Source organism: Candidatus Baltobacteraceae bacterium (assembly GCA_035502855.1).
Taxonomy (GTDB): Bacteria; Vulcanimicrobiota; Vulcanimicrobiia; order Vulcanimicrobiales; family Vulcanimicrobiaceae; genus Aquilonibacter.
Genome location: DATJTX010000031.1, coordinates 100,583 through 117,576, shown reverse-complemented (window position 1 = coordinate 117,576; position 16,994 = coordinate 100,583). Strand labels below are relative to the sequence as shown.

Here is a 16,994-nt window from a genome sequence, read left to right as displayed (position 1 = left end):
CCGCTTGGTGAAACGTCTGGGCGCCCTTATCGCCCTCGCCGGTCTTCTTTCCGGCTGTTCGAAAGTCTCGACCCAAACTGCCGGCGAGCATTCGTGGACGCAGCCCGGCGTCTTGCGCATCGCCATCCAGGCTGAACCGAAGAACTTGAACCCGCTGCTGACCTCGAATACGGTCGACGTCTTCATCGCGCGGTTCATGTTTCTCCCGCTCATTCAACCGAACGCACAAGGCGTGCAGCAGCCGCTCCTCGCGACGGCAGTCCCGACCATGCGAAACGGCGGCATCAGCCGCGACGGATTGACGATCGCCTACCACCTACGCAAGGACGTGAAGTGGAGTGACGGCGTGCCGTTCACTTCGAAGGACGTCAAGTGGACGTGGCAAGCGTTGATGAACCCGAACAACGATATCGTCTCGCGCCACGGCTACGACGACATCAAGACGATCGATACGCCCGACGATTGGACGGTGATCGTTCACCTCAAAGAAAAATTCTCGCCGTTCGTCAACACCTTCTTCACCGATAGCGATCAACCGTACGGCGTCGCGCCCGCACACGTGCTCTCGAAGTACCCCAACGTCAACCAAATTCCGTTCAATAGCGAGCCGACGGTGTCGGACGGAGCCTTCCGGTTCGGTGAATGGGTGCGCAACGATCACATCACGCTCATCGCCAACGACAACTTCTTCCTGGGCAAGCCGGGCCTGCGGCGCATCGAACTCAAGATCGTGCCGGACGAGAATACGTCCGTCGAACTGCTCAAGTCGCACGCGATCGATTGGATCTATCAGGGATCGATCCACCTCTATCCGCAGCTGCACGGCGCCCAAGATATCGCGCTGGCCTGGATGCGCGTGAACGGCTATTACGACGTTCAAATCAACACCGCGAGCGCGCTCATGAAGGATGTGCGCGTGCGGCGAGCGATCGCATACGCCATCGACAAGCGGGGCTTGGTCGATACGACGATGTACGGCCAGGAGACCCTCGCGACCGAAGACATCCCGAATTGGATGTGGGCGTTCGATCCCAAGGTGCGGTCGGTGCCGTACGATTTGGCAAAGGCGCGGGCACTACTGGCTCAGGCCGGCTATTCGCCCGGTCGCGGCGGCGTCATGGAGAAGGACGGCGTGCCCCTCGCGCCGCTCCTGATCACGGAAAATTCGAACACGACCTACAAGCAGCTCGCGGTCCTGATCCAGGCGCAGCTGCGGCGCATCGGGATCCAGGCGCAGATCAAGCTTTTCCCCGGCGCGCAAATCTATGCACCCGCCGGAGAGGGAGGCATCCTCCAAAACGGTAAATTCGACTTTATCGTCGACGGGTGGTACGCGGGCATCGATCCCGACGACAGCGCGCAATTCATGTGCGAGAATGTACCGCCCGGCGGGTACAACTACGCCCGGTACTGCAACCCGGAGATGGACGCCGCGGAAACCATGGCGCTGACCCACTACGACCAAGCAACGCGCAAAGCCGCCTACGCGAAGACGCAGGCGCTGCTCGCGCGTGACGTGCCCGAAATCTTCATCAATTGGTTGCGGCAAATGGAACCCATCAGCGTCGACTTCAAAGGCTTCGATCCGAATCCGGTGGTCGAGAGCTGGAACGCGTGGCAATGGAGCATCTAGGCTTTCCCAATCAGCCCGTCGGTCCGTTGCCCGAACTCGTGTGGCTGCGCAAAATCATCGTGGAACGCGCGTTGACCCGCGGCGATTACGTTCTTTCCGGCGGCGTGCGCAGCGACTACTACATCGATAAATTCCGTCTCTTCTCGGATCCCCACGTGCTGCGCCGAATCGCACGGCTTTTCGTGCCGCTGCTCACCGAGATCAACCCCGACCTCGTGGCCGGTACCGAACTCGGCGGCGTCGTCATCGCGACCGCGGTCTCCCAGATGTCCGGCCTCCCGCTCATCGCGGTGCGCAAATCGCCCAAGGGCTACGGTGCTTTCGCCGACGAGTACGTCGAGGGTCCCTACGTCACCGGTCAGCATGTGCTCTTACTCGAGGACGTGGTGACCTCGGGACGCGAACTGCTCGCGGCCAAAGCCCGGCTCGAGGAATTGGGCTTGCGCGTCACGCCCTGCGCGGTCGTCAGCCGGGGTCTCGCGCCCGTCCGTGCCCTGATCCAGTTCTCGTTGCCGCGCGGCGAAGCCAAAACGGATAACTAGGACGGTTCGGCCGGCCTGCGGCCGGTCGCACTTCCTGTGCTCCGAACCTTCAGCCGCCTCGTGCGGCTACTCTCGCTGCGCTCGCTCACGCTGGGGCGGTGGAGTCCTGCGCTGGATTTTGGGTAAGACTACCAGCGCATGGTTGCCGGGCTTATGCGCACGCGCATCAACGAACGCATCGCGCGGGCCGCGCGATTCCCGGTGACGTTGATCGTTGCCCCGGCGGGTTTCGGCAAGAGCGTCGCCTTGCGCGACTACCTCACGACTGCGCGCCTCGATGCCGTCCGGTACGACGTTCCACGCGAGGACGACTCGCTGGTGGCTTTCGCACGCGGCCTCGCCGGCGCGTTCGAGCCGCTCGTGCCCGACATCGCCGCGACCTGGCCCGCGATGCAGCAGCGCTTCGCGCACGCTCGCGCTCCCCTCACCGAAGTCGGTGACTGGTTCGCAGAGCACCTGCGCCGCGTCGTTGCGACCGTCGTGATCGACGATCTTCATCACGCCGCGGTAGACCGGAACTGCGTCCCGCTGATCGTCGACCTCATCGAGCGCACGACGGGACGGGTCAAGTGGATCGTCGCCTCGCGCAGCGACGTCGGGCTGCCGGTCGCCAGCTGGGTCGGCTACGGACGCATCGACGTCCCGATCGGCGAGGACGACCTGCGCTTTACGCCGCAAGAGGCGCTGGCCGCGGCTACCGAGGCGCCCGACGAAATCGCTCCAAGCGAGATCGAAGCGCTGCGAGAGCTCGTAGCCGGTTGGCCCGTCGCGCTGAACATCGCGCTGCGGACGCGCAGTCACGCGGTCGATCTGCGCGCGGCAACGGCGGGCGCGCGCGAAATGCTCTACCGCTATCTGACCGAGCAGATCTACGCAAGCCTCGATCCGCAACAGCGGCGGTTTCTTCTGAACACCAGCGCGCTTCCCAGTTTCGATCTCGAGATGGCAAGCAAGCTCGGCGCGGATTCGGAACTGCTCGCACAGCTCAAGCGCGGCGCCGGCTTCTTGAGCGAGGAGCCGGCCGGCGTCTATCGCTACCACGACCTCTTTCGCGATTTTCTCGAAAACGAACTGGCGCGCGAAGACCCGCGGCATCGCCGCGAAATCCTGATCCGGGCGGGCTCGCTGCTCGAGCTGAACCGGAACCACGCACGCGCGCTTGCGCTCTTTACCCGCGCGCAGGCGCGGGAACAGATCGTCGACCTGCTCGTCCGCGAAGGAATTCCGCTTTTCGAGCACGGCGAAAACGAAACACTCCAAGCTGCGCTGGACACGCTGACCGCGAGCGACCAGCGCAGCGACGCACGGATCGTTGGCCTCAAGGCAATGCTCGAAGCGGGGCGAGGCGCCTTTGAACTGGCCGAGCGCGACTTCGTCGACGCGATCGACGGCGCTCGAGAAGCGGGCGTCCGCGCGATGCTCGTGCATCGCTACGCAATCGAGTTGATCCGCCACGGCCGCGATGCCGGCGACCTGCTCTCCCCGTATGCCGACGACGCGGCGCTCGCGCCCGCGCTGCGCGTGCCGATCCTCGGGACCTACGCGACCGCCCTCGCTCGTGGTGGACACCTCGAGGACGCCTTGAAGACGATTGCCGCGGCAAGCAGTATCATCGACGCCAGCGTGAGCGACGAAGCTCGCGCGCGCTTCTATCAGCAGGCGGCCTTCGTTCATCACCTCTTGCCGGCGCGCGGCGACGCGTGGAAATTTGCGAAAATTGCGATCGATCTCGCCCAAGCGCGTGGACTCTACGATGTTGCCGCCCGTGCCTATAGCGTGCTCTACGTGATCGTCTATGACGACGAAGACGACCCGATCGAAAGCCTCGCCATTTTGGATCGCTTGATCGAATCCGCGCGCAAGAGCGCAAGTCAGCAAACGCGCCTCTATGGCCTTTTTGTGTCATACGATATCGAGGTCGATCGCGGCAACGACGCCGGCATCGAACAACTCGAGACCGAGATCGCCCAAATGATGGTGCCGCTGCCCCAGACGCGCGAGGAAGCGCTCTTGCCGGCCCTCGCGCTGCGCAAGGCCTGGGAGGGCGAGTTCGACGCTGCGTACCGGACGCTCGCCGGTACCGTGGAACATCAAACCGGAAGCGATCGGAAAGCCCTGCGCGCCGCGGAGATCGCGCTCTATGCGCTCGCCTCCGGCCGCGCGGGGGAGGGCGAGGCGCGGATGCGCGAAGCGCAGCAGCTTCTCGAGACCGACACCGGCACGGCGCGGCGGGTGGCTCGGACCAAGCTGATGCTTGCCTTATGCGATCTCTTACGCGGACGCGGCGCGGCGGCGTACCGCACGATCGCCGAAGCAGAACGCATCTTGCCTCCTCGTTCGCGCCATCTGCGCGCACTCGCGCAAGTGTTGGGCGTTCTTTACCGCCGTACGCTGGGTGAGAACGAGCCGGCCGCATTCGAAGCCGGCCTCGAACGTTTGCGCGCACATCATTTCGGCGGCATCGCCCGGCTTCTCTCCGCGTTGCCGTTCGCCGCACCCGAAGCATGCAACTACACCATGCTCACCTTCGCCGAACGCACGATCTTGGTGGAACTCGCGCGCGGTGCCAGCTCAAAGGAAATTGCCGCCGAAAGCGGGCGCAGCGCGCAAACGATCGACACGCATATTCGCTCGATCTGCCGCAAATTGAATTGCCGCGGCCGGCGCGAAGCGGTGACGTTAGCGCTCCGGTCGGGGTGGGTAAAGAGCTAGCCACCGATGCGACGAACGCTTGCCATCCTGGTTTGCAGCAGCCTGATCACCGCGTGCGGTGCTCAGATGCAGGGTACGCAACCGCCGCTCTACCGAGCCTCGCAATCGAGTGCTCGCCCGCTGGACGGCGGCACCGAGTTGCCTGGCGATTCGGGAACGGCGTTACCGGGGGACTCGGGAACCGCATTACCCGGAGCGCAGATGGCGTGCGCACCCGACATCGCGGCGGGAACGGCGAGCTGCGGCGTCGCGATCAACATCAACATCGCACCGATCGAATCGCCGAACACACCGGCCTCGATGATCCCCGGCTTGCATCCTTCGGACCTGGAAAGCCTTTATGCCCTACCCGTTCAGGCAGCGGGCGAGCGAATCGCGCTCGTCGATGCCTACGACGATCCGAGCGCCGAGGCCGACATGAGCGTCTATCGTGCCGCATACGGGCTGCCGGCATGCACGAGCGCAAGCGGATGCTTCACGCGCGTCAACCAGAGCGGAACGCAGGGCGCCTATCCGAGCGCGAATTCCGCCTGGTCGGAAGAAATTTCACTCGATCTCGACATGGTTTCGGCAATCTGCCCGAACTGCCCGATTCTCTTGGTAGAAGCCAATTCACCCTCGATCGAAGATCTAGGTGCTGCGGCCGACACCGCGGCCGCAAGCGGTGCGCGCGTCGTCAGCAACAGCTACTACAGCGCCGAATGGAATGGTGAGACGAGCGAGGATGCGCACTACGATCATGCGGGCGTGCTCATGACCGCGAGTTCGGGCGATCAGAATTACCCGTCGTATCCGGCCGCTTCACCCGACGTCATTGCCGTCGGTGGAACGTCGCTGCAGAACGGGGTCGAAGTGCCCTGGACCTATAGCGGTCACGGCTGCAGCGCCTACGAGCCGCGCGTACGCTGGCAGGATGGTCTTACCGGATGCACCACCCGCAGCGCAGTCGACGTTGCCGCGGTCGCGGATCCGCAAACCGGGGTTTCGATCTACGACTCGCTTGCGGGCGGATGGCTCGTTGCGGGCGGCACCAGTGTCGGCGCACCGATCGTGGCCGCTGCGTACGCGCTCGCGGACAACGGCAAGCAGGCACCCTACACGTACGCGCACGCAGCCAGTCTGCATCGCATCGACGGCGCCGCGTACGGAACGTACACCGGCTTGGGCTCGCCTGACGGCCTCGCAGCCTTCTAGACTAGAGAGGTTCAGATTTAGCTCGGGTTGAGGAAGCGAAGTCCGAAGTTTGCTATGGCAAATGAGGGCTGAGCTGACGAAGACCTGAGCTAAATCGGGACCTCTCTACCAAGTTTTGGGTATGGGCCGGTGCTACACGCCGGCCCTATCTTCAGTGTGCAGGAGGATGCACATAATGAAGAAGTTCGCGGCCCTCGCACTCGCGATCAGCGTCGCTACGGTTGCTTGCTCGGGGCAACATGGCGCATCGGTCGTACCCCAAGGCGGCGCGGCCGCACAATCCAGTTCGATGGGAACAAAGTCCGCACGAGCGCAGGCGATTACCGCACCGGCCGGATGGGCCGCCACCGCGACCGGAGTCATGTCGCTCGTGAACGCGACCGATCTCGGTGCGGTCCCGGCGACGCAATCGGTGACCGTGGTCCTGGGACTGCAATTGCAGAATGCAGCGCAACTGCAGAGTTTGGTCGCATCCGGCCAAACGATTTCGCAAAGCTCGTTCGATTCGACGTATGCACCGAGTGCGGCGAGCGTAAAGAGCGTGACCTCGTATCTCCAGTCCGAAGGCTTCACCGGCATCACCGTGACGCCGAATGATCTCTTGGTAAGCGCAACCGCTCCCGCCTCCAACGTCCAAACCGCGTTTCACACGACGCTGCATTCGTTCTCGCAAGGCGGCACGACCGTCTATGCCAATACGAACCCGGCATTCGTGCCGAGCGCGCTCGGCGGAATCGTCGTCGCGGTGCTCGGACTCAACGACGCACAAACCTTCAAGACCAATCCGCACCGCGGCGGCCCCGTTCCCGCGCCGACTCCCGAACCGACGCCGACCGCGCAGCCGGAAACGCCGTGCGACGTCTCCAACCTCGACATCGTCGGCCTGCCCTCGCCCGAACCGGAACCTTCGGCCGCCGCAAGCGAAGTCGGCTGTCTGCGCAACTACACGCCGTCGGACTACTGGCGCGCGTACGACGCGATGAACGTTCCGGCCGCGACCAACGTGAACATCGCGATCATGGCTGAAGGCAGCGTCACCCAATCGATCAGCGACTTCCGCACCAACGAATCCGGATTCGGATTGATCCAAGTTCCGGTCGTGCAAAAAACCGTCGGCGTCGCCAGCACCGATACGTCGGGCGACGACGAGTGGACGCTCGACATGACCGCTTCGAGCGGAATGGCGCGCGACGTCAAGACGATCTACCTCTACGTCACCACCGCGCTCACCGACAGCGACATCGCGCTCGAATACAATCAGTGGGTGACCGACGATCTGGCCCGGGTTGGAAACTCGTCGTTCGGCGGGTGCGAGTACGGCCCGTATCTCGACGGCTCGATGGTCGTCGACGACGAGATCCTGCTCGAGGGTGCGGCCCAAGGTCAAACGATGTTCGCCTCGGCGGGGGATTCGGGATCGTTCTGCTCCGTCGGCGCACCCAACGGCATTCCCGCCGGCGCTCCGTTCGTCAACTACCCCGCGTCGTCACCGTACGTGGTCGCGGTCGGCGGCACGACGCTGGCGACGATGAGCGACGGCTCGTATCAGGGCGAAGCGTCGTGGTTCTCCGGCGGCGGCGGCGTGAGCCAGTTCGAGTACATGCCGGCGTGGGAGGACTCCGCGCAATCCGTCGGGTCCGAGGCTGGCGATCGCGGCGTTCCCGACGTGGCGATGGACGGTGACCTCACGACCGGTATGACCCTCTATCTCACCGACGCCGGCGGCTGGACGACGATCGGCGGCACGAGCCTGTCGTCACCGCTCTCGGCCGGCGTCTGGGCGCGCATGCTGGAATCGCATTCCAAGCTCGGCTTCGCCGCGCCGCTGCTCTACGCGGAGTATGCGAACAACACTGCCGGCTCGGATTCGAGCAACGAGCCGGTGACGCGTCCGTACGGCGGGTTCCACGACATCCTCGTCGGCGCGAACGGCGCCTACAGCGCGCTTCCGGGCTACGACTATACGACCGGCTTGGGCAGCTTCGACGTCGCCGTTACGAACGCGCTGATCGGACAATAGGCATCCTCCGACGTGTCCGATCAACGCTAGGTGGAGGTACGCAGCACGGCGCACCTCCACCGCCATCTAGGGAAGCTATGAAGAGCTTCCCTAGATGGTCAGCTCGGTACCGTCGTCGGCAATAGCGCACGGTCCGTGATAGACGCTGCGGGCGGCGTCTTCCAACTCGCCGGGCGCAAACTCGGTGCCGTAATGCGTCAGCACGAGCCGCCGCGCGCCCGCGCGCTGCGCCATCTCGCCGGCTTCCACCGCCGAAAGATGTCCACGCACCGGACCGCTTTCCGCCGCCAGCCCGAGCGCGGCTTCGCACAAAAAAATGCTGCAGCCGCGCGCCAGCTCTTCCACCCGCTCGCACGGCGCGGTATCGCTCGAGTAGCACACGCTCGCACCGTCGCGTTCCACCCGAACCGCGTACGCGTCGATATAGTGGATCGTTTTGGCGAACGTCACCTCGAGCCGTCCAATCGTCAGCGGCGCGCCCGGGTCGTATTCGGAAATTTCGAAGACCTCATCGAGAAAATTGCTCGGACCTTCGCTCGCAAAGGTTTCGGCTAAGGCGCGCAACTGTGCCTCGCCGCCGGGCGGCAACCAGACCGGCATTCGATCGTCGCGAAGCAGTGGGCCGTACTTCAGCCCGTAGCGCAGCGGGATCAGGTCGAGGAAGTGATCGGCGTGCATGTGCGTGATGACGATCGCGTCGAGGTCGGGATAGTCCATCACGATGCGCAGGTTCGCGAGCGCGCCCGTACCGATGTCGAGCAAAAGGTTCGTACCGCGCGCGCGGACGAGGTGGCAGCTGCACGCGCGACCGGGACGCGGGACCGACGCACTCGAGCCGACGACGCGCACCCGCATCGCCGCGGCCATTACGGTAGCGATGCGAGCACCTCATCGGCGTGATCGTCGACTTTGACTTTTGGCCATGCTTTGACGATCACACCGTTTCCGTCGATCAGAAACGTCGCGCGCTGTACGCCCAGCGATTTTTTTCCGTACATATTCTTCTCGACGATAACGCCGAACGCGTCGCACAGCTCGGATTTCGTATCCGCGAGCAACGTGAATGGAATCGCGAATTTGGCTTTGAATTTCCGATGTGACTCGGGCGTGTCGCGGCTCACTCCGACGATTCGTGCGCCCTTCTTTTGGAACTTCGCGTATAGATCGCGAAATTGCGAGGCCTCGCTGGTGCAGCCCGGCGTGTCGTCCTTCGGATAGAAATAGATGATCAGCGGACCGCCGAGCAAATCGGCCGTCTTGATCGGCTTCCCCGCGTCGTCTTCGACCGTGATCTTCGGAAGTTTATCGCCTTCCGCCAGCATCGCCGTCCTTTCTCATTCGCTGAACTGATCCAGAGGCACCATGAACAACAGGCGATCGCCCGATCGCACGTCCTCGTCAAACTTGTGTACCGGCACGGCAACCCCTTTGCCGGCCCCGGTCTCGCGCCACGCGTAGAGCGGGACCCAACGCACCTTGTAGCCGGGCCGTTCCGGCGGCGCCGGGGGTGGAGCGTTTTCGACGCCTTGAAAACGTTCGGCGAGCTGAAAGACGCGCGCATAGGGCCGATCGCCGAAGATTGCAAACCGTCCGCGAGTGCTTTCAAAGCGCGCGAGACCGGCGATCGTCGGCGCCGTCAATTCGGTGGTCGAAAAGGAGGTGATGCCGAAGTGGCGCTTGATCGACGCACCAAAAGCCAGGTCGTCGATTCGTAAGACGACGTGCATTTCGGACCGGGCGTGTTCGCGCGTGCGCGTTCGCGCTCCGAGCGCGACCTCGAGATTTGCGGTATCGCTGTTGGTAACGCCGACGAGCGCCTTCGCCCGCTCGGGCGAGCAGTACGCAATCGTCTCGTCGTTCGTCGCATCTCCGGTCAGCAAATCGATCTTGCGGTCGCGCGCGAGCTCGATCAAGAGCGCGTCCGGATCGCGCTCGACGACGACGAGATCTTCGCCCTGTTCGCGCAGATAGTCGATGACCAGCGATCCGACGTTTCCCGCACCGCACACGATCACGTGTCCTGCCCGATGGATGCGCCGCAAGCCGCGCGTGCGCCGCGTCGTCGCCGCGTTGAGCGCGGAGGTCACGGTTGCGGTGAACACCGCGAAAATCGTGACGCCCACGAGCATCGTGAGCATATCGACCAGCATCGAGGCGCCTTCGGCGAGCCCGATTGCATGGGTCGTGCAATTCGTACAAGGCGTTATATCGCCGTATCCGACGGTCGTCATCGTCGCCATCACGAAATACAGGGCCGCGATGGGATTGAGGTGGAGCATCACCGCGAAGTAGAACGCGAAGACGAGATACAGTACGACCGCGACGCTGAAGACCATCCGCAAAATCGGCTCGGTGCGGCGCACCGCAACGCGCAGGTCGCGCAGCGTGGCCCTCGCGCGGCTGCGCCAAGACGTTTCGCGCCGGGCCTCTCCCTGCGGCCAGGTTCGCTTGATGTGCCGTATCGGTCCGAACACGCACACCCGCGCATCCTCGGCGATGGGAGTCCCGAGCGCGCCCTCGTCCGCATGATCCTCATTGCCGTGGAGGATGTACGGTGCGCGGCCGTCGATCGCGACGATGCGGGCGTTCAGATGCGCTTCCGCTGCGACGACGTCGAGTCCGGCGATCCCGAATTCTCGCGCATCGCGTTCGCAAAACCCGAAGAGACTTCCCACCCCGTCGCCCTCGTCGTCATCGTGCTGATCGTGGCGGCGAACGGCTTTGGCGACGAGCGTCTCCAGCGTTGGAAAGGGAAGCGCGTAGTAACAAGAGCGATCGACGGCAGAAGCGGCGTACGTCGCCGCGGCGTGCGCTGCGGGCGAGATCGCGGTGCAATTGTACTTGAGACCTTCTTGGATCTTGTGGCCGAGCACCGGATTGAACTGACGGATCGTCACGCGCGTGCGTTCGTTGATGTCGCGAGCGATTAGCGCCACGCGCAGGTTCAGACGATCGTCCTGAGAGACGGCGACGATGCAATAATTGGGCTGATCCGGATGTGCGCCGGGCGGCTCCAATCCGGCCTCGCGGAGGCTCGCGCTTTCGGCCGGATCGAGCGCGAAGTGCGCGAACGTGGCCGGAAATTCCGCGCGGAACCGCGCGACGGTTTGCGCGAGCAGGTTCGCGGCACGCTCTTCCTCGTGCTTCCATACCAAGGCAACGCGCTGCCCGGCCGTCTTCAAAATCTCGCGGCAGATCTCGTATGCCAGGTAGTCACCGCCGACGACGATAATCAGCGTCTCGGTTGCCATAGATGTCTCCCGATTCGCCGCAAGGCCCGCACCGTCCGCCGCATCCGCTGGCACTCGCCCTGATCGGGCGGCTCGAGGGCCGCTCCGGCGCATGCGTGCTCGAAATCGGATCGGGCGCCGGCCGCAATACGCGCGCCTTGGAAGGCGCAGGGTTTCGCGTCTGCTCCCTGCCGGTCGAGCGCCCGTGCGCGGCTGCGCTTTCGACCCACGCGCTCCTGCACGGAACACCGTCGGTCCTCGCCTTTGTGCTCGGAGAGATTGCAGACGGACTCGAGCCGGGAGCGCCACTCTTTGGGACCTTCGGATCAATCCGTGATGCGCGGTACGGCACCGGCGCAGCTCAAGAGCCTCACGTCTATGCGCCTGCGGACGGCGACGAGGCCGGCGTCGCGCACGTCTATTTCGACGAGGCGCGGCTGCGGCGGCTGCTTGCGCCGCGCTTTACGATCGAGTCGATGCGCGAAGTGGGGGTCGACGATATCGCGGGACGCTGGGCGCACCCGACCGCGCCGCTGCGCGGCGCCGTGCATTGGTTCGTGACCGCACGGCGCACCGGTTAGTATCGGGCGAGCGCCGGTTCGATCCGCTCCGCGTAGGCGTCGATGCCGCCGTCGACGTTGACCACGTCGGAAAATCCTTGCGCTGCCAGAAACGCAGCTACCCGCTCGCTGCGGCCGCCGTGGTGACAGTACACCGCCACCGGAACGGCCGGGTCGAGTTCACGGATCCGCGCCGGAATTTCGCGCATCGGGATCCAGACCGAATCTGCGATGCGCGCAATCGCGATTTCGTCCGGTTCGCGCACGTCGAGCAGCACGAACGCTTTGCCCTCGCGCCGCCAGCGCGCCAACTCGTCGACGCTGATTTCGCCGATCACGTGTTCTTCGTGGCGATCAAATCGCGCATCGGGCTCGAGGCGTTCGCATAGAGTCGCTTCTCCATCCGGCCGGCGAGAAACGCTTCGCGTCCGGCAATGACCGCGTGTCTCATCGCATCCGCCATGAGCACGGGTTCGCGCGCCGCGGCGATGCCGGTATTCATCAGTAGCGCGTCGACGCCGAGCTCCATCGCGATTGCCGCGTCGCTCGCAGTGCCCACGCCCGCATCGACGATCACCGGCACGTTGGCTCGCTCCTTGATGATCGCGATCGTGTACGGATTGCAGACGCCCAAACCGCTTCCGATCGGCGCGGCCAGCGGCATGACCGCGGCGCAGCCCAGCTCTTCGAGTTGCTTGCACACGACCGGATCGTCGCCGACATAGGGCAGCACCGTGAAACCATCGTTCACCAACTGCTCGGCGGCTTCGAGCGTTCCGCGCGCGTCCGGATGCAGCGTCTGCGAATCCCCGATCACTTCGAGTTTGATCAAATCCGTCTCGAGCAGCTCGCGCGCGAGTTGCGCGGTCAGAACGGCGTCCTTGGCGTTGTAGCATCCCGCCGTGTTGGGGAGAATGCGCAGCGCGGACCGGTCGATGTAGTCGAGCAGCGTTCTGCCGCTGGGATCGTCGATGTTGATGCGCCGGATCGCAACCGTCACCATCTGCGCCCCGCTTGCCGCGTGCGCTTGCTGCATCACCTCCATCGAAGGATACTTTCCCGTTCCGACGATCAACCGCGAAGTGAACTCGTACTTCCCGATCTTGAGTGTGTCACTGCTCATATATTCATACCTGTTGTCGCGGGCGGATGAAATCTGGACGACATTCGCCCTCTCTTAACGCCTCGCGTCTCGGACAATGAATGTCAGGGTCCTCGCCGCTTCGGCTAACCCGTTCGGGCGAACGTCGTCCAGACGTCATCCGCCGGCAACCGCTTTGATTATTTCGACATTGTCTCCGTCTGCGATCGGGATGTCCTCGTAGTGAGAGCGGCGGATGACTTTGTCGTTTTTTGCAATCGCGATGCCGCTGCGTGCAATCCCCAGCGATTCCAGCAGGTTTGCGATGGTCGTTCCGTCGGGAAGCTCGCGCAGTTCGCCGTTGATCGTCGCCTTCACGCGTGCATGATTCGGCTTGCGTTCGCGCTCATCCTGACCGGAAGCCACGGCTGCAGCGGCGCGTCGTCACCGCTTTCGACAAAACTCGCAACGAGTTCGGCGGTTTCGGGCGAAAGCAAGATGCCGTTGCGATAGTGCCCGGCCGCAACGATCAACCCGTCGATCGCGGTTGGGCCGATGAACGGGCGACCGTCCGGCGTGGCCGGGCGAAGGCCCGCCCACGATTCCGTCATCGTGAACGATCCGAGCGCCGGGGCAGCCGCTAACGCGGCCTGCAGCAGCGAGGAGATCGCTTCGGCGGTGACGCGCTGATCGAAACCGGCTTCTTCGCTGGTCGCGCCGACAAGCAGCCGTCCGTCGGTCCGCGGCACGAGGTAGGCGCCCGGCACCCAGACCGGACGGCGCAGGAGGCCGGCCGGCGCGGCGAGCGCCAGCATCTGCCCCTTGACCGGCCGGACGGCGGGACGTGCCTCGGCCGGCAGGCCGGCGACGCCGGCCGCCCAGGCTCCGGCCGCGTTGACCACCCAGTCGGCCGGCGTAAACCCAAGCTCCGTGCGGATGCCGAGAACCCGGCGCGCATCGCATTCGATAACGAGGCCCTCGACCGGTGCTTGGACCGTGACGCCGCGAGCGCGTATCGCAGCGAGCAGCGCGCGCCCGAGTCGCCGGTTGTCGACATAGCCCTGGCCGCGAATCAACAGGGCGCCAGCCACGTGTTTGCCGAGCGCCGGCTCGGCCAAGAGCGCTTCGCGCCGGTCGAGCAACTCGGCGCGGATACCGCGTGCCTGCAGATCGCGTCCGAACGAGGCGAGCTGCTCCAGACGAATGGAATCGAAAGCAGCTTCGACGATGCCGTCGAGCGCAAGATCGACGGCCACACCACCGGCTGCAGCGACGCGCTGGACGAAGCGCGGGTAGCGGTCGAGGGAACGCGCGCATAACTCGAGCAGCGGCAGATCCGCGATGTGCTCGCTGTACGGAGCGAGCATGCCGGCACCGGCCCAGGATGCGCCGCGGCCCGGCTCGCCGCGATCGTACACGCGCACGTTCGCGCCGCGCTCGGCAAGTTCGAACGCAACGGCCAACCCGATGAGTCCGGCGCCGACGACCGTGATGTCGGTTCCGGAAAGCGTATCCTCAGACTTCATCTCGATGAAGAAGAGATGACGGGGAAATCCCTCTCATTTCCTCTCAACCGCGTATCGGGCCGGCCGAACCGTCTACATCCCGGTGTACACGGGGCCCTCGCCGCCCTGCGGCGGCACCCAGGTGATGATCTGATACGGATCGGCGATGTCGCACGTCTTGCAATGCACGCAATTCGTGAAGTTGATCTGCAGCCGGCCGTGCACCGCGCCTTCGTCGCCGTCGCGTTCGAACATCGGCTCGTAGACCGCCGCCGGACAAAAATATGCGCACGGGTTGCCGTATTCCACAGTACAGCGATCGCGGCAGATGTTGGTGTCGGCGACCTTCAGATGGCTTGGCTGATTCTCTTCGTGAACCGTCCCTGAATTATACACGTCGGTGAGCTTATCGAACGTGAGCACGTTGTCGATCTTGGCGCGCGGCGTTTCCTTGGGACGGTAACCCGCCTTCACCATGTTCTCGTATCCCGGCTTGCCCGGGAGCTTCTCGATGATGCCGAAGCCGCGCCCGCCGGCGAGCGGCGCGAGACCCGCGTTGAACATGCCGGCCCACATGCCGTGCTCGAAGCCTTGGTGGAAGTTGCGCGCGCTGCGCATTTCTTGGTAGGCCCACGAATTGCGGAAGCGTTCTTCGTAGACCGAAAGTTGCTTAGCGTCGTAGCTCTTCGCTTGCAGCGCGTCCCACGCCGTATCGGCGGCCATCATGCCCGACTTCATCGCGAGATGCACGCCCTTGAGGCGCATGCCGTTGAGGAATCCGGCCGAATCGCCGGTAATCATCAGTCCGTCGCCGTAGGGGCGGATCATGGCAAAGAGTCCACCCTCCGGAATCGCTTTCGCGCCGTAGCGAATCAGCTTCGCCCCTTCGAGCATCTTGCGAATCTCGGGATGCTCTTTCATGCGCTGCAGTTCGTTGTGCGGATCGGTCGTCGGATTTTTGTAATCGAGCCCGGTGACGTGACCGATGTCGAGCACGCGGTCTTTCATGCCGTAGATGAATCCGCCGCCGAACGTCTCGGGCGGAAGCGGATAACCCAGTGTGTGAATCACGGTGCCCGCGGGAAATCGGTCGTCGGGAAGCTGCCAAAGTTCCTTGACGCCGGCGGCGTAGACTTGCGGCTCTTTGCCGTCGTCCAGACCGAGCCGCGGGATCGCCTGCTTGGCGAGCGTGCCGCGCGGGCCTTCACCCAGAATGACGATCTTCGCGAGCAGATCCGCGCCCGGTTCGTAATTGGCTTTGGGCTTGCCGTCGTGATCGACCCCTTTGTCGCCGGTGCGCACGCCGACGACGCGGTCCCCGTCCCACAGGAGTTCCTGGCCCGGAAACTCGCCAAAGACTTGCACGCCAAACTCTTCCGCCTGCGTCGCCATCCATTTGGTGAGGCGCTGCAGTGACGAAACGAACTTGCCGTGATTGTTCAACGAGGGCGGCGTGAACGGCGCTTTGATCTTTCCGTTCTTGGTCAGGAACCACAGTTCGTCGCGGCCGACCGGCGCTTCGACCGGTGCGCCGAGTTCGAGCCAATTGGGAAGCAACTCGCTAATCGCGCGCGGATCGAGCACGAGCCCCGAAAGACCGTGATTGCCGATCTCCGCGGCTTTCTCGATGACGAGGATCTCGAGCTGGACTCCCGCCTCCTTCGCGAGTTGACCCAAACGAATCGCACCGGCCAACGAGGCAGGCCCTGCCCCGACGAAGAGGACGTCGACTTCCAATTGATCGCGCTGCGCCATGAGGCGAGCACTTCGATCTTTTGAAGAAATGATCATTTCACGGCAATCTGAGAAAGTGCGAATTTTACCGCAGCGACGTGGATCGCAACGCGCGCGGCGAACGGAAGGATAGCCGACGGCGTTTCGAGCGTGAGCCCGAGCCGCGCCGCGTTACGCATCAACAGCTGCGTGAGGGTGCGGCCGCCGATCTTTTCGGCTTCCGCATCGGGATCGGGCGTGAGCACCTCGCGCGGATCGAGCGGCGTGCCTTCGCTGGCAAGACGCTCGACGAGCGGCCGCCCGATGCCGGCACCACCGTACTCGTAACAATAGAACCCGCTCGCCTCGTCGTCTTCATGCAAATCGATCGCGAGTTCGAACTTTCGGTCGCGATTGGCGGTGATGATCGCGCGAGCTTCGGGCGACGAGCCGCCGCGACCGAACGTGCGATTGACGTCGAGCCCGTCGATGCTCTCGCGCGTGCGCGCGTCGTAGCCGCTTGGATTCGTACAGGGCCAGATGCGATACGAAAAACGCGAATCGAGTCCGTTGCTCTCGACCAGCACGAGCAGGGCGTGCGGCCCGGCGGGCTCATCGCCGTGAACTCCGGCAGCGATATGAACGGCCGGAAGGGACTGATCGCCGTACTCGACGCAGAGCAGCGTACGCGCCGCACCGACACATGCAACCTCGCGCACGCGCACGTCGTGCGCAGCGCGCAGCGCCTTCCACCGCGCCGCGATCGCCTGGTAGGTGGCTTCTTGCTTCGTCATAAACTCTAGT

The 16,994-nt window shown here is 64.1% G+C and carries 15 protein-coding genes; 6 read left to right on the top strand and 9 right to left on the bottom strand.

Annotation, left to right across the window (positions count from 1 at the left end; all coding sequences use genetic code 11):
- The first annotated feature begins 7 nt into the window (after positions 1-7).
- The 5 genes from VMF11_13070 (at position 8) to VMF11_13050 (ending at position 8,101) form a co-directional block, all read left to right on the top strand.
- The gene (locus VMF11_13070; protein HTU71235.1) at positions 8-1,633 is read left to right on the top strand and encodes a peptide ABC transporter substrate-binding protein; all 1,626 of its coding nucleotides are present in this window, start codon (positions 8-10) and stop codon (positions 1,631-1,633) included.
- Positions 1,621-2,175, top strand: coding sequence for a phosphoribosyltransferase family protein (locus tag VMF11_13065; GenBank protein ID HTU71234.1), 555 nt, complete (start codon positions 1,621-1,623; stop codon positions 2,173-2,175). Before VMF11_13070 ends, VMF11_13065 begins: the two co-directional genes overlap by 13 nt.
- Positions 2,176-2,313: 138 nt before the next feature.
- Complete coding sequence (locus tag VMF11_13060) at positions 2,314-4,887, top strand: LuxR C-terminal-related transcriptional regulator (GenBank protein HTU71233.1); 2,574 nt, start codon at positions 2,314-2,316, stop codon at positions 4,885-4,887.
- A gap of 6 nt (positions 4,888-4,893) precedes the next feature.
- Complete coding sequence (locus VMF11_13055) at positions 4,894-6,081, top strand: hypothetical protein (protein ID HTU71232.1); 1,188 nt, start codon at positions 4,894-4,896, stop codon at positions 6,079-6,081.
- Between the two features lie 175 nt (positions 6,082-6,256).
- Complete coding sequence (locus VMF11_13050) at positions 6,257-8,101, top strand: S53 family peptidase (protein ID HTU71231.1); 1,845 nt, start codon at positions 6,257-6,259, stop codon at positions 8,099-8,101.
- Positions 8,102-8,191: 90 nt separating this feature from the next.
- Here the strand turns inward: VMF11_13050 and VMF11_13045 are convergent, their stop codons facing one another.
- The 3 genes from VMF11_13045 to VMF11_13035 are packed head-to-tail and all read right to left on the bottom strand — an operon-like array spanning position 8,192 to position 11,352.
- Positions 8,192-8,956: an MBL fold metallo-hydrolase gene (locus VMF11_13045; GenBank protein HTU71230.1), complete on the bottom strand. Its 765-nt coding sequence runs from the start codon at positions 8,954-8,956 to the stop codon at positions 8,192-8,194.
- Positions 8,957-8,967: 11 nt separating this feature from the next.
- On the bottom strand, positions 8,968-9,423 hold the full coding sequence (locus VMF11_13040) for a peroxiredoxin (protein HTU71229.1): 456 nt from the start codon (positions 9,421-9,423) through the stop codon (positions 8,968-8,970).
- A gap of 12 nt (positions 9,424-9,435) precedes the next feature.
- The gene (locus tag VMF11_13035) at positions 9,436-11,352 is read right to left on the bottom strand and encodes an NAD-binding protein (GenBank protein ID HTU71228.1); all 1,917 of its coding nucleotides are present in this window, start codon (positions 11,350-11,352) and stop codon (positions 9,436-9,438) included.
- A gap of 2 nt (positions 11,353-11,354) precedes the next feature.
- On the opposite strand from VMF11_13035, the gene VMF11_13030 reads away from it, so the two are divergent.
- The gene (locus VMF11_13030; GenBank protein HTU71227.1) at positions 11,355-11,912 is read left to right on the top strand and encodes a hypothetical protein; all 558 of its coding nucleotides are present in this window, start codon (positions 11,355-11,357) and stop codon (positions 11,910-11,912) included.
- Here the strand turns inward: VMF11_13030 and VMF11_13025 are convergent.
- From VMF11_13025 to VMF11_13000, 6 genes are all read right to left on the bottom strand, one after another.
- Positions 11,909-12,229, bottom strand: a complete 321-nt coding sequence (locus VMF11_13025; GenBank protein ID HTU71226.1) for a rhodanese-like domain-containing protein — start codon at positions 12,227-12,229, stop codon at positions 11,909-11,911. The genes VMF11_13030 and VMF11_13025 overlap by 4 nt on opposite strands.
- Positions 12,226-13,014: a thiazole synthase gene (locus VMF11_13020; GenBank protein HTU71225.1), complete on the bottom strand. Its 789-nt coding sequence runs from the start codon at positions 13,012-13,014 to the stop codon at positions 12,226-12,228. The genes VMF11_13025 and VMF11_13020 overlap by 4 nt, the downstream gene beginning before the upstream one ends.
- Positions 13,015-13,149: 135 nt before the next feature.
- Positions 13,150-13,350: a sulfur carrier protein ThiS gene (gene thiS, locus VMF11_13015; protein ID HTU71224.1), complete on the bottom strand. Its 201-nt coding sequence runs from the start codon at positions 13,348-13,350 to the stop codon at positions 13,150-13,152.
- Positions 13,347-14,498 (bottom strand): glycine oxidase ThiO, encoded by a 1,152-nt coding sequence (gene thiO, locus VMF11_13010; GenBank protein HTU71223.1) that lies wholly within the window; start codon positions 14,496-14,498, stop codon positions 13,347-13,349. The genes thiS and thiO overlap by 4 nt, the downstream gene beginning before the upstream one ends.
- A gap of 72 nt (positions 14,499-14,570) precedes the next feature.
- Complete coding sequence (locus VMF11_13005; protein HTU71222.1) at positions 14,571-16,232, bottom strand: electron transfer flavoprotein-ubiquinone oxidoreductase; 1,662 nt, start codon at positions 16,230-16,232, stop codon at positions 14,571-14,573.
- A 32-nt stretch (positions 16,233-16,264) separates the two neighbouring features.
- Positions 16,265-16,984, bottom strand: a complete 720-nt coding sequence (locus tag VMF11_13000; GenBank protein HTU71221.1) for a succinylglutamate desuccinylase/aspartoacylase family protein — start codon at positions 16,982-16,984, stop codon at positions 16,265-16,267.
- Positions 16,985-16,994: the final 10 nt, after the last annotated feature.

Coding starts and splice junctions, on each gene's coding strand:
- thiO (HTU71223.1), bottom strand. CDS start 14,498: ATGAAGTCTGAGGATACGCTTTCCGGAACCGACATCACGGTCGTCGGC.
- VMF11_13030 (HTU71227.1), top strand. CDS start 11,355: ATGTCTCCCGATTCGCCGCAAGGCCCGCACCGTCCGCCGCATCCGCTG.
- VMF11_13020 (HTU71225.1), bottom strand. CDS start 13,014: ATGAGCAGTGACACACTCAAGATCGGGAAGTACGAGTTCACTTCGCGG.
- VMF11_13055 (HTU71232.1), top strand. CDS start 4,894: ATGCGACGAACGCTTGCCATCCTGGTTTGCAGCAGCCTGATCACCGCG.
- VMF11_13035 (HTU71228.1), bottom strand. CDS start 11,352: ATGGCAACCGAGACGCTGATTATCGTCGTCGGCGGTGACTACCTGGCA.
- VMF11_13045 (HTU71230.1), bottom strand. CDS start 8,956: ATGCGGGTGCGCGTCGTCGGCTCGAGTGCGTCGGTCCCGCGTCCCGGT.
- VMF11_13050 (HTU71231.1), top strand. CDS start 6,257: ATGAAGAAGTTCGCGGCCCTCGCACTCGCGATCAGCGTCGCTACGGTT.
- VMF11_13040 (HTU71229.1), bottom strand. CDS start 9,423: ATGCTGGCGGAAGGCGATAAACTTCCGAAGATCACGGTCGAAGACGAC.
- VMF11_13065 (HTU71234.1), top strand. CDS start 1,621: ATGGAGCATCTAGGCTTTCCCAATCAGCCCGTCGGTCCGTTGCCCGAA.
- VMF11_13000 (HTU71221.1), bottom strand. CDS start 16,984: ATGACGAAGCAAGAAGCCACCTACCAGGCGATCGCGGCGCGGTGGAAG.
- VMF11_13005 (HTU71222.1), bottom strand. CDS start 16,232: ATGGCGCAGCGCGATCAATTGGAAGTCGACGTCCTCTTCGTCGGGGCA.
- VMF11_13060 (HTU71233.1), top strand. CDS start 2,314: ATGGTTGCCGGGCTTATGCGCACGCGCATCAACGAACGCATCGCGCGG.